This window comes from Streptomyces sp. NPDC107546 (assembly GCF_055639175.1).
Window position 1 is genome coordinate 105,952 of sequence record NZ_JBVKBA010000009.1, and the last position, 12,767, is coordinate 118,718.

The 12,767-nt window shown below is 69.1% G+C and carries 9 protein-coding genes; 6 read left to right on the top strand and 3 right to left on the bottom strand.

Features of this window, described 5'->3' with window-relative positions; genetic code table 11:
- Nucleotides 1-10 precede the first annotated feature (10 nt).
- Nucleotides 11-781, bottom strand: a complete 771-nt coding sequence (locus ACZ7L1_RS15625) for a phytanoyl-CoA dioxygenase family protein (protein ID WP_471437566.1) — start codon at nucleotides 779-781, stop codon at nucleotides 11-13.
- Between the two features lie 122 nt (nucleotides 782-903).
- On the opposite strand from ACZ7L1_RS15625, the gene ACZ7L1_RS15630 reads away from it, so the two are divergent.
- Nucleotides 904-1,776: a class I SAM-dependent methyltransferase gene (locus ACZ7L1_RS15630; RefSeq protein WP_471437774.1), complete on the top strand. Its 873-nt coding sequence runs from the start codon at nucleotides 904-906 to the stop codon at nucleotides 1,774-1,776.
- Between the two features lie 82 nt (nucleotides 1,777-1,858).
- Here the strand turns inward: ACZ7L1_RS15630 and ACZ7L1_RS15635 are convergent, their stop codons facing one another.
- On the bottom strand, nucleotides 1,859-2,551 hold the full coding sequence (locus tag ACZ7L1_RS15635) for a glycoside hydrolase family 75 protein (RefSeq protein WP_471437568.1): 693 nt from the start codon (nucleotides 2,549-2,551) through the stop codon (nucleotides 1,859-1,861).
- 221 nt (nucleotides 2,552-2,772) lie between these two features.
- On the opposite strand from ACZ7L1_RS15635, the gene ACZ7L1_RS15640 reads away from it, so the two are divergent.
- Complete coding sequence (locus tag ACZ7L1_RS15640; protein ID WP_471437570.1) at nucleotides 2,773-3,885, top strand: DMT family transporter; 1,113 nt, start codon at nucleotides 2,773-2,775, stop codon at nucleotides 3,883-3,885.
- Here ACZ7L1_RS15640 and ACZ7L1_RS15645 read toward each other — a convergent pair.
- Nucleotides 3,824-4,660, bottom strand: a complete 837-nt coding sequence (locus ACZ7L1_RS15645; protein WP_471437571.1) for an aldo/keto reductase — start codon at nucleotides 4,658-4,660, stop codon at nucleotides 3,824-3,826. The two genes, ACZ7L1_RS15640 and ACZ7L1_RS15645, sit on opposite strands and share 62 nt — an antisense overlap.
- A 627-nt stretch (nucleotides 4,661-5,287) precedes the next feature.
- On the opposite strand from ACZ7L1_RS15645, the gene ACZ7L1_RS15650 reads away from it, so the two are divergent.
- Genes ACZ7L1_RS15650 through ACZ7L1_RS15665 form a run of 4 tightly spaced genes read left to right on the top strand, consistent with a single transcriptional unit; the run spans nucleotide 5,288 to nucleotide 12,759 of the window.
- Complete coding sequence (locus ACZ7L1_RS15650; RefSeq protein WP_471437573.1) at nucleotides 5,288-6,472, top strand: glycoside hydrolase family 88/105 protein; 1,185 nt, start codon at nucleotides 5,288-5,290, stop codon at nucleotides 6,470-6,472.
- Nucleotides 6,473-6,476: 4 nt separating this feature from the next.
- Nucleotides 6,477-7,262: a heparin lyase I family protein gene (locus ACZ7L1_RS15655; protein ID WP_471437575.1), complete on the top strand. Its 786-nt coding sequence runs from the start codon at nucleotides 6,477-6,479 to the stop codon at nucleotides 7,260-7,262.
- 11 nt (nucleotides 7,263-7,273) lie between these two features.
- Nucleotides 7,274-10,510, top strand: coding sequence for a glycosyl hydrolase family 28 protein (locus tag ACZ7L1_RS15660; protein ID WP_471437577.1), 3,237 nt, complete (start codon nucleotides 7,274-7,276; stop codon nucleotides 10,508-10,510).
- Entirely contained in the window at nucleotides 10,507-12,759 is a 2,253-nt protein-coding gene (locus ACZ7L1_RS15665; RefSeq protein ID WP_471437579.1) for an alpha-galactosidase, read from the top strand. Before ACZ7L1_RS15660 ends, ACZ7L1_RS15665 begins: the two co-directional genes overlap by 4 nt.
- Nucleotides 12,760-12,767 lie beyond the last annotated feature (8 nt).

Here is a 12,767-nt window from a genome sequence, read left to right on the forward strand (position 1 = left end):
TCCGCCGGGGTCAGTCCTCCCGGGCCAGGCCCCGGCGGATCGCGAACTCCACCGCCGAGTAGTCGCCGTCGGGGCGGTCCAGCTCGTACGGCACCGCGGGGTACAGCGGCGGCTGCGCCATGAAGCGAGGACGGGTGCCGTGGTGGGGCTGGGCGGCGTGGACGAGGAAGGGATGGCAGAGGTACACGTCACCGGGGCGGCCGGTGGCGTACGCCAGGGGGCGGTGCTCCGTCGCCGCCACCAGCTTCGGCGCGATCTCCAGCCCTGAGACGCCTTCCTCGCCGTACGGCTCCAGCAGCGGCGGCACGTCCAGGTGGGAGCCGACCCGGATGCGGGTCGGTGCGTCGTCCTCGGTCACCTCGCTGAAAAGGAACAGCATCAGCAGCGCGCGGTCCTTCGAGCGCAGGTTGGCGTAGTGCCAGTTCGCTCCCTCGGGCAGGTAGCTGCCCTCGATGTGCCAGCCCGCGTCGTCCGGCTCCCGCTCGTGCGGGAACCGCAGCGGGAAGCTGCCCAGCGAGTACCGGGGCACCCACCGGCCCTCGCCTACCAGCAGATCGAACGCCTCGTGCAGAACCAGGGAGTTGGCCGCTGCCGCGAACGGGCCCTGGGCCATGCCGCCCACCCAGACGACCGGATCCTTCCAGGTGCCGGGGTCCTTGGGGTCGTACCCCGTCTCCCGCCACAGCAGCCGCGCGCAGTCCTCCGCGACCCGCGGCGGCACGGCGCCCTCGATCCGCACGAACCCGTCCTGGAGAAAGCGCTCCACCATCCGGTCGTCCATGGGGCCATCATCGGCGACCGGCCGGCGGCGGCGCACCCCGTTTTGCCGCAGCGGCAACAGAAGTTGCCCCCTCACGGTGCGTCGGCGCAGGCTGGCGGCACCGAGAAGAGAGGGTGACCACCATGGCGCACGAGCACCACGACCATCACGCGCACGCCGATGTCGACTGGGCCGCGATGGCCCCGCTGCTGGAGTCGCAGGCCGAGCTGCTCACCCCCATGTACCGGCGGATCGCGAGCTGGCTGGAGGAGCGCGGTGCGCGGCCGGGGCTGATCGTCGACGCCGGCAGCGGACCGGGAGCCGTCACCTGCGTCCTCGCCGAGGCCTTCCCGGACGCCCGGGTCGTGGCGGCCGACGGGTCCGGGCCGCTGCTGGAACGCGCCCGTATGCGGGCCGCCCGGCTGGGGCTGGCCGACCGTTTCAGCACTCTGTCCGGTGAACTTCCGGGTGTCCTGGGGGAGTTGGAGTACCCGGCGGACCTGCTGTGGGCGAGTCGCAGCCTGCACCACCTCGGTGACCAGCGCGCGGCACTTGCCGCTTTCGCGGATCGTCTCGCTCCCGGCGGAGTCCTGGCCCTGCTGGAGGGCGGTCTGCCCCCGCGCTCGCTCCCGCGTGACATCGGCATCGGACGCCCGGGTCTGGAGGCCCGGCTGGACGCGGTGGAGACCGAGCGGTTCACCGCGATGCGCGCGGAGCTGCCCGGCGCGGTCACGGAGACCGAGGACTGGGCCGCGCTCATGACCTCCGTCGGGCTGCGCGCGCCGGTGACCCGCACCTTCCTGTTCGAGCTGCCCGCTCCGCTCTCCGACCAGGCCCGCACCTGTGTCGTCGCCGAGTTCCAGCGCCGTCGCGACAAGCTCGCGGACGGCTTGGACGCGACGGACCGCTCAACCCTGGACCGCCTCCTGGACCCGGACGACAAGGCGAGCCTGTACCACCGCCGCGATGTCTACGTGCTGCAGGCGCACACGATGCACACGGCCGTCAAGGCCTGACTCGGCGAGCGCTCCACGACCGACCGGCCGGCCCGACTGACGTGTGCCGGGCGCCCGGTGGCGGGCGCCCGGCATCACGGGCTCAGTTGTTCTGAATGAACTTCTTGGCCAGCGACTCACCGAGGGACACCGCCGCGCTGTGGCTCTCGATCGGTGATACCTGCGAATTCTTGAACAGGATGTACGTCACGCCGGAGTCCGCGCCGCCGGTGGCCGGGTCGGGGTCGATGCCGAGCGCCTTCGCGGTGGCGTAGGACGCCTCGCCGATGATCTTCGTGGGGCCGGTGTCGCCGACGACCGCGTACTCGACCTTGTTGTTGTAGATCACGGCGACCACGCCACCGCCCTTGATGCCGGAGCTGGAGTACTTCCAGATGCTGCCGGCGCTCGGCACGACCACGTACGGCAGCGAGTCGGCGCGCAGTGGCTTGCCGTCGGACTGGTGGAACGCGGTGTCGTCCTGGAACCAGGGGTCGGTGTCGCCGTTGCACTTGCCGGTGACCTGGCCGTCGCAGTCGACGTCCATGTCGGCCTTCCAGAACACCGCGCCGTTCTTGCCGCAGACGGGGACGGTGGCCGAGGTCTCGTCGTCCGTCTTGTACTTGCCGTTCGATATCTGAGAACAGGACGTCACCTTGGCGAGGAGGTCGGCCGCGCTGACCGAGCCCTCCTGGGCGGACGTGGGGGCGGCTCCGGAGGCGTTCGCGGGGAGTACGGCGGTGGCGAGGAGTGCGGCGCCGGCGGCCGCGGCGAGGGTCAGTGGTCGAGTGCGCACTGTGGGGGACCCTTCTGTTAGGAAAGTTTCCTTACCGGGTGCCGTACAAGGTGGACCCGTCTGCATGCTCGCGTCAAGCCCTGCAACGCGCGGGGAAGCGGCCCCGGTTGGGCGCCGACGGCGAAATCCGCAGCTCGGCCGCGTGAGCGAGGCCGCGCATGGCCGATCGGCCGGCGGGTACTCGAAGCACGTTTTCACGCCTGCCGTGAGGAGTCCGCCGAGTGACGCGAACGGACATCGCCGCCACGCGTCGACGCGCCCCGCGGGTCCCGCGCGGACCTCGCTGGGGTCAGGCGGCCGGTGCCCTGTCGCTGTCCGCGTCACCTGTCTTCATCGCGCTCAGCCGCGCCGGGGCGGGCACCGCCTCGGCGTACCGCTGTCTGATCTCTCTGCCGTTCCTGGTGCTGCTGGCCCTCCCCGAGTGGCGCCGCGAAGGCCCACCGCCCCGGCGACAGCTCTGCTACGGGCTGGCCGGTGGGGTGCTGTTCGCCGGGGACACCCTGCTGTGGGCCAGGTCGATCACCGAGGTCGGCGCCGGGCTGTCCACCGTGCTGGTCAATGTGCAGGTCGTGGTGGTGCCGCTGCTCGCCTGGGCGGTGGACCGGGAGCATGTGCCCCGCCGGTTCCTGAGCTGGCTGCCGGTATTGGTCGTTGGGGTCGTACTGACCGGCGGGCTGTTCGAGAAGGGCGCCGGTGGCAGCGATCCCACCGCGGGCACGGTCCACGCGGTCCTCGCCGCGCTGAGCTACTCGGGCTTTCTCTTCCTGCTGCGCCGCGGGGGCTTCCGGGGGCATGTCCGGACCACGTACACCGTGGTGATCTGCGCGGCGACCGTCGTCTCGGCGGTCGGCGGCGCGGCATGGGGCGTCCTGGACCTCACGCCGTCCTGGACTGCGCTGGGCTGGCTGGCGCTGGTCGCGCTGAGCAGCCAGGTCGTCGGCTGGCTGCTGGTGGCCGTCAACTCCCCACGGCTGCCGAGCCACACCGGAGCGGTCCTGCTCCTGCTCACCCCGGTGGGCGCGCTCGCTCTCGGCGCCCTGGTGCTGGGGGAGCGGCCCACGTCGATGCAGGGGGTCGGTTGCGCGCTGATCCTGGTCAGCGCCTATGTGACGGCACGCGGGGACGCGCACCACGACGCGGCCCGGGACCACGGCGACGCGGCCCGGGACCACGGCGACGCGGCCCGGGACCACGGCGACGCGCCCCGGGACCACGGCGACGCGCCCCGCAACCGCCGTGGCGGAGGTTCGGGGCGCGTCGTTCGGTCGCCGGTCAGCCCAGGTCGAACGTCGCCGGGTCGGGACCCAGGCGACGGTCCTCGTTCAGCGCGCTGATCGCCGCCATGTCCTCGGTGTCCAGCGAGAAGTCGAAGACCTCGATGTTCTCCCTGATCCGGGCCCGCGTCACGGACTTCGGGATCACGATGTTGCCGAGCTGGACGTGCCAGCGCAGCACGATCTGGGCCGGGGTGCGGCCGTGCTTCTGTGCGATGGCCACGATCGCCGGCACCTCGAGGAGACCCTTGCCCTGGCCGAGCGGCGACCAGGCCTCGGTCGCGATGCCCTGCTCCGCGTGGTACTCGCGGGCGGCGTGCTGCTGCAGGTGCGGGTGCAGCTCGATCTGGTTGACCGCCGGGATGACGGACGTGGCGTCGAGCAGCGTCTGAAGGTGCTCCGGAAGGAAGTTGGAGACACCGATCGCCCGGGCGCGGCCGTCCGCGTGGAGCTTCTCGAAGGCCTTGTACGTCTCGACGAACGTGCCCCGGGACGGCAGCGGCCAGTGGATCAGGTACAGGTCCACGTATTCCAGGCCGAGCTTGTCCAGCGACGCGTCGAAGGCGCGCAGCGTGGCGTCGTACCCATGGTCGCTGTTCCAGAGCTTGGTGGTGATGAAGAGGTCCTCGCGGGGGATGCCGGAGGTGGCGACGGCCTTGCCGACGCCCTCCTCGTTGCCGTAGATCGCCGCTGTGTCGATGCTGCGATAACCGGCCTGAAGCGCGGTGGTGACCGCGCTCTCCGCCTCGTCGTCCGGCACCTGCCAGACGCCGAAGCCGAGCTGGGGCATCTCGACGCCGTTGTTCAGGATGATCGGGGGGACCTTGCTGCTCACGAGCTCTCGATCCTTCAGTCGTCGGGTGGTGCTCCTATCGTCAACGATCACCACCCTACGTGCATTCCTGAGCCCCGGGTTCCCCGCGAAGTCTCGACGACAACCCCAGATTGGCCGGAAATGGATCCGACCTTATCGGTCCGGACCATTGACCGGGTCACGCCATGCCGCAACTCTGTATCGCGGCACCGAACGCATCACTGAACCCGGTGCATCTATGTGAATCACGCGCCTGCCTGGCCCTGACTGGGCCCATCCCACCCCCCACTCGCTGGAAAGCAGGTACGCAGCCATGAACGAGAAGGCCCACGGGGCCTGCCAACTGGAGCAGAGCATCCGGGAAACATCGGAGGACGTGGCCGGTCAGGTCCCCGACTGACCGGACCACCGGTGCGCCGGCGACCCGGTGAAGCGAACTGTTCGCCGTTCCACGGCAGTTGACGGCGCGCGCGGAGTTCGCGGAGGGCGGCGTGCGGCCGGGCGGGGCCTGCTCACACGCCACCGTCCCGCTCCCGGCACGAGGCCACCGTCCCGCTCCCGGCACGAGGCCGCCGTCACCCGCCGCACCCGTACGCCCATCCCGCGCCCGTCCCGAGCCCATCCCTGCGCCCATCGAAAGGAAGCGTCATGAGACGACGCCTGCGAGCCGCACTGACGGCGGGCGCGCTCGCCACCGCCGGGCTGACCGGGCTGGCGGCCACCGCACCGGCCGCCCCGGCTCCGGTACCCCACGCCGCGCGCCCCGTCGCCGCCCCGGACTGGTCGGTCGCGGTCGTGGACTCGACCACGTCCCGTTACACGCCGAGCACGATCGGCGGCTGGTCCTACCCGGTCGGCCTGTACCTGTACGGCCAGTACCTCGTCTACCGGCGCACACACGACGCTCGCTACCTGACGTACATCAAGAGCTATGTCGACCGTTTCGTGAAAAGCGACGGCTCGATCGGCCAGGGCTTCGACAGCCTCGACAGCATGCAGGCCGGCCGATTGCTCGTGCTCCTGCACCACGAGACCGGTCAGGACCGCTACCGCATCGCCGCCCGGCAGATCCGCGACCGGCTGAACACCTATCCCCGCACCTCGGACGGCGGTTTCTGGCACGCCGATACCAGCAGCCGGGCGCACCAGCTCTGGGCGGACGGCGCCTACATGGTGAACCCGTTCCTCGTCGAGTACGGCAAGGAGTTCGGCGACAGCGCGTACACCGACGACGAGGCGGCCAAGCAGCTCTCCGTCTACGGCAGCCATCTGCAGGTCGCCGACGGCCTGCTCAAGCACGCCTACGACGAGTCCAGGAGCGCGGGTTGGGCCGATCCGCAGACCGGGCTCGCCCCCGAGCACTGGTGCCGGGCCGTCGGCTGGTACTCCATGGCGATCGTCGACGTCCTGGACGCCGTCCCCGCGAACCAGCCCCGCCGCCCCCGACTGGTGTCGATCTTCCGGAAGCTGGCCGCGGGTCTGGAGAAGTACCAGGACCCGGCGACCGGGCGCTGGTTCCAGGTGATGGACAAGGGGAGCCGGCCCGACGACTGGACCGAGACCTCCTGCTCCAGCATGTTCACCTACGCCCTGTCGCGCGGCGCGCGACAGGGCTACATCGACCCGCACTACGCCGCCGTCGCGCGCCGTGGCTACCAGGGCGTGCTGGCGAAGCTCTCGGTCGGCTCCGACGGCCGCACGAATCTCGCCGACATCTCCATCGGCACCAACGTCGGCGACTACGCGTACTACGTCGGCCGCCCCCGGGCCACCAACGACTTCCACGGCCTGGGTGCCTTCCTGATCATGAACGAACAACTGCGAGGTGATTAGTGTCATGAGCACGTCCAGAAGGGCGCTGCTGGGCGCCGCCCTCGGTGGTGCGGCGGCGGTCGCGGCCGGCCTGCCGACCGCTGCCACGGCCCACGCCGCCTCCTGGCGGCAGAAGTGGGCGCCCTCCGCGAGCAGCGACGGCCTCGGCGCCTTCGAGACGATCGAGGACGACCGTGCCGACTCGCACCCCGCCGGGCATCCGCACATCTTCGCCACCGGCGACAACTGGCGCTTCAACATGCACATGGTCGACCGCGACACCTCGACCGACCGCCAGCGCCAGGAGGTCACCGGCCTGCGCACGAGCAGCAGCTACCTCAAGTGGACCGAGGGACAGACCTGGCGGGTCACGTACTCGATGTACATCCCGAGCTCGCTGAAGGCGACCACCACCTTCACCCACATCATGCAGATGAAGCAGCCGGGCAACGGCACCTCGCCGATCGTCGTGCAGTCGCTGCGGCGGGTGAACGGCAAGCAGACCATCGAGTTGAAGCTCGCCGTCGATGACATCCTCGTCGGCCGGACCGACCTGGACCCGCTACACGACAAGTGGACCGACGTCGACTTCCAGATCAAGGTCGGCAACGGCTCGGCGGGTTCGGTCCGCTGGATACTCAAGTCCGGCGGCTCGACCGTGATCGACGCGTCGAAGACAGGCGTCGACACCTTCCTGGCCGACCGGGTGCGCCCGAAGTGGGGCATCTACCGCTCCCTCGGCGACACCTCCGGGTCCCTGCAGGACACCTACCTCCTGCTCACCGACCTCCGTGGATACCAACTGGTGTGAGGAGCCGTCACGTGAAACCCCCCACCGGTCCACGCAGCCGAGCGGCGGCCGTCGTCCTCTTCGTCGTGGCCGCCGTCCTCGGCCTCACCCATCCCGCGGCCCTCGCCGCCCCGCACACCACCGCCCGCGCCGCCACCGAGTACGACGTGCGCGACTACGGCGCCAAGGGCGACGGCTCCGCCAACGACTCCCCGGCCATCGACAAGGCGATCACGGCGGCCAACTCGGCGGGCGGCGGTACCGTCCGCTTCCCCTCCGGCACCTACAAGTCCAGGAACACCATCCACATGAAGAGCCATGTGACGCTCCAACTCGACAAGGGCGCCACTCTCCAGGGCTCCAGTGCCGACACCTACGACAAGGCCGAGTCCAACCCGTACGACGGCTACCAGGACTACGGGCACAGCCACTTCCACGACGCGATGATCCACGGCGACAAGCTGACCGACATCGGCTTCGTCGGCCAGGGCGTCATCGACGGCGCGGGCAACCTGATCACCGGCAACCCCAAGTCCGGCGAGGCCGACAAGATCATCTCGCTGACCCGGTGCGACGGCCTGCGCATCGGCGACGGCCTCACCCTGCGCCGGGGCGGCCACTTCGCGGCCCTCATCAACGGCTGCAAGAACGTGACCTCCGACCACCTCACCATCGACACCGCAAGCGACCGCGACGGCTGGAACGTCATCTCCACCACCAACGTCACGATCACCAACGCCACCATCCACGCCAACGACGACGCCCTGGTCTTCAAGAGCGACTACGCGCTCGGTGCCAAGCTGGCCAACGGGCATGTGCGGGTGAGTGATTCGACCCTCGGGGCCAAGTGCTGCAACGCCCTGATGTTCGGCTCCGAGACCTGCGGCGACTTCTCGGACTACCGGTTCGAGAACATCCGCATCGACGGCGCCGACAAGTCCGGCCTCGGCATGGTCTCCATGGACGGCTCGAAGATCTCCGACGTCCACTACCGCGACATCACGATGACGAACGTCCACTCGCCGATCATGCAGAAGATCGGCACCCGCAAGCGGTGCGGGAACAGTCCCGGCGTCGGATCGATCAGCGACGTCACGTACGACCACATCACGGCCACCGGCAACAGCCCGTCCCTCAGCCCGACCCTGTGGGGCGAGAGCGGCCACCGCATCAACGGCGTGACCTTCACCGACGTCAACGTCACGGTCCCCGGCGGCAACGGAACGATGTCCACGGGCGTGCCGAGCAACGACCCGACCGACTACAACCCCAAGAGCATCGGCACCCGCCCGGCCTACGGCTGGTATCTGCACAACGCCGACAACGTCCAGTTCACGGACAGCTCGGTGAAGTTCGCCTCGAACGACGGCCGGCCCGCGTTCATCGCCGACGCGGCCGACGGCATCCGCCTCACCCGCTTCACCGCGCAGAAGGGCGGCGACTCCCCGTTCGACGTGGGCTTCCACGACGTCACCGGCGCCTGCCTGACGGGCAGCCACAACACGTCCGGCGGCGCTCTGCGGGTCTCGGGAAGCCAGGACTGCGCCAGTACGGCGGTGAAACCGCTCGACCTGGAGAACCCCCGTCAGGACTTCCTGCGCGCTTCCGTCGGTGGGCTCTTCCTGCACTGGGGCCTGCGCACCGCGCCGGCCCACGCAAGCTGCACCGCCTGGGAGAACGACGTGACCAGCGGCGGCTGGAGCCCGGACTACTGGGTGAACGAGGCGCAGAAGCTGCACACCCAGTACATGGTCCTCGCCACCTTCCACAGCCGCCTCGGCTACGCCCGCCCCTGGCCGTCGAAGATCCCCGGCTCCTGCTCCACCAAGCGGGACTTCCTCGGCGAGCTGATCACCGCCGCCAAGGCCAAGGGCATGAAGGTCGTCCTCTACATGACCAACGACCCCCAGTGGCACGAGGAGGGCGGCCACGAATGGCTCGACTCGGCCGCCTACTCCGCCTACAAGGGCAAGAACGTCGACCTGACCACCAACGACGGCTTCGGGCAGTTCAGTTACGACAACTTCTTCGAGGTCATGGACCGCTACCCCGACCTCGGCGGTTTCTGGATCGACAACGACAACCCGTACTGGGAGAGCCACAACCTCTACCAGCAGATCTACGACAAGCGCCCGAACTACACGCTCAGCAACAACAACGAAGACACGCCGATCATGGACATGATCAGCAATGAGCAGAAGACCGGGATGACCCCGGCCTACGACTACCCGCAGGCGATCTACACCGCCCAGCCCCGCCTGACCGAGGCCGACTTCAAGCTGCCCTCGACCGGCGCCTGGTGGTACGACGGCTCCGACCCCTCCGTCGACCGCATGCTCACCCTCGGCCGCCTCATCACCAACGCCGGCTCCTCGGTGAAGGCGCTGATGGCCGAGACGGCCCAGGTCAACGGCAAGTTCCCGTCGAACCAGGCCTCCTTCAACAACTTCGCGAACTCCTACCTGGGCCCCATCTGGGAGTCCCTGCACGGCACCGAGGGCGGCGGCTACATGTACGGCGGCCTCAAGCCCGGCGCCTGGAACGACGGCGCCCACGGCGTGACGACCGTCGCCAAGGACGATGCGAACCGGCAGTACATCCACGTCCTGACCCCGCCCAGTACCGGCACCCTGCGCGTCCGCGACAACGGCTACCGCATCGCCTCGGTCGCCGACCTCCGTACAGGCGAGGCGGTTTCGTGGTCGCAGTCAGGGGGCGTGCTGACGCTGTCCGGGCTCGGTGGCTGGGACCCGTACGACACCGTCTTCAAGGTGACCACCGCCGGCCGCGAGGGCACCCTCACCGGCGTCAAGGTCAGCGCGAGCGCCTCCGCCGGCGGACATGCCGGATCAGCCGCCGGTGACGGCGACTACCTCACCTACTGGGACAACAACAAGACCCTCCCGGTGAACCTCACCTTCGACCTCGGCTCGGCCAAGAAGGTGCAGTACATCGGGCTCAACCAACGCGAGGACTCCGTCGCCTACGCCCGTTCCAGTACCGAGCAGTCCGCGCGGATCAAGGACTACAAGGTGTTCCTGAGCAACGACGGTTCGACCTGGGGGAGCGCGGTCAAGACCGGGCAACTGCCGAGTCGTCGGGGAATCCAGGGCATCGACCTGACGGCCGCCAACGCCCGTTACGTCCGTCTCGAGGTCGACACCACCTGGGCCGCCTCCAGCGACTCGGCCCGCTACAAGCGCCTGCGGATCGACGAGGCGTGGATCGGCACGTCATACGCGACACCCGTGAACGGGGGACAGTCATGACCCGCATCAGATCGCTCACGGCCGCGGCGGCCGGCCTGCTCGTGGCGGCCGCCGTACCGCTGGCAGGCGTCACCGCTCATCCGGCCGCCGCCTCCGACAACGGCCAGTCCGTCCGGCCCGCCATGGGCTGGTCAAGCTGGAGCTTCGTGCGCCGCACGCCGACCGAGGCGAAGATCAAGGCGCAGGCCGACGCCCTGGTCTCCAGTGGTCTGAAGGACCACGGCTTCGTCTACGTCAACCTCGACGACTTCTGGCAGAAGTGCGACGACAACGGCTTCACCGTCGACAACTACGGCCGCTGGGCCGTCGACACGGCCAAGTTCCCCAACGGCATCAAGGGGCTGGCCGACTACGTCCACTCCAAGGGCCTGAAGTTCGGTTTCTACGTGACCCCCGGCATCGCCAAGAACGCGGTCGCCGAGAACACGCCGATCGAGGGGACCTCGTACCACGCGAAGGACATCGCGGACACGTCGAAGACCGAGAAGAACTACAACTGCAAGAACATGTACGCCATCGACTACTCCAAGCCGGGCGCCCAGGAGTTCGTGAACTCCTGGGCCAAGCAGTTCGCGTCCTGGGGAGTCGACTACCTGAAGATCGACGGGGTGGGCGGCGCCGACATCCCCGACGTCCAGGCCTGGGACAAGGCGCTGCGGGCCTCGGGACGGCCCATCAACTTCGCACTCTCCAACAACCTGCCCATCGCCGACGCCGCCACCTGGCGCAAACTGGCGAACAGCTGGCGTACCCAGGGCGATGTGGAGTGCTACTGCGGACCGGGGAGCAACGGCAGCGGCTATCCGCTGACCGACTGGTCCCACGTCTCCAAGCGGTTCGACTCGGCCGCCTCCTGGCAGCCGTACGCCGGGTCCGGCGGCTGGAACGACCTGGACTCGCTGGAGATCGGCAACGGCGACCAGGTGGGCCTGACGGCGGACCAGCGCCGTTCGCACTTCACGCTCTGGGCGATGGCCGCGGCCCCGTTGCTGCTCGGCACCGACCTCACGCAACTCGACTCCGTCGACAAGGCGATGCTGACCAACGACCGGCTGATCGGGGTGGACCAGGACGGGGTCGCCGCGAAGCGGATCGTCGACAGCGGTGTCAAACAGGTCTGGAGCAAGAAGGAGAGCGACGGACAGTACGTCGTCGCGCTCTTCAACACCGGCACCTCGGGCAACGCCACCGTGAGCGTGAACTGGTCGCAGGTCGGCTTCAGCGGCTCCGGTGACGTCACCGACCTCTGGTCCGGCTCCCACAAGGGCGTGATCGCGAACTCGTACAGCGCGACCCTGCGCCCCGGCGAGACCCGGCTGATCCGGGTCAAGCCCGTCAACTCCCTGAGCACGACCGCGGCTTCCCCCGGCTTCGCCGTCGCCCCATACGAGTACCTCGGCTGGGGCAACCCCCAGAACCCCACGTCCGTCATGTCCGCGACCGGCGTCAAGTGGTTCACCCTCGCCTTCATCCTCTCCGACGGCACCTGCAACCCGAAGTGGGACGGCTCCCGCCCGCTGACCGGAGGCAGCGACCAGTCGACGATCAACGCGGTCAGAGCGGCGGGCGGTGACGTCGTCGTCTCCGTCGGCGGCTGGAGCGGGAACAAGCTCGGTGAGAAGTGCTCCAGCGCCTCCGCGCTCGCCGGCGCCTACCAGAAGGTGATCAACGCCTACAAGCTCAAGGCGCTGGACATCGACATCGAGAACACCGAGTGGTCCAACGCCACCGTGCGGCAGCGGGTCGTCGACGCGCTGAAGACGGTCAAGGCGAACAACCCGGGGCTGAAGACCGTCATCACCTTCGGCACCACCTCCAGCGGTCCCGACTCCACCGGCGTCGACATGATCAAGCGGGCCGCCACCTCCGGTCTGGGGAACGACGTCTGGTGCATCATGCCGTTCGACTTCGGCGGCGGCACCACGAACATGGGCACCCTCACCACCAAGGCCATGGAAGGCCTCAAGGCCCAGGTGAAGTCGGCGTACGGCTACAGCGACGCCACCGCCTACACGCACATCGGGCTGTCGTCGATGAACGGCAGGACCGACGACTCCGGTGAGCGCGTCCGGGTGGCCGACTTCAAGACCATGCTCGCCTACGCCCAGCAGCACCACATCGGGCGGCTCACCTACTGGGCCGTCAACCGCGACCGGGCCTGCGGCTCGGGCGCCGACGGCGACTCCTGCAGCGGCGTGACGCAGCAGCCGTACGACTACCTCAAGGTCTTCACCCAGTACACGGGCTGAGGGGAACA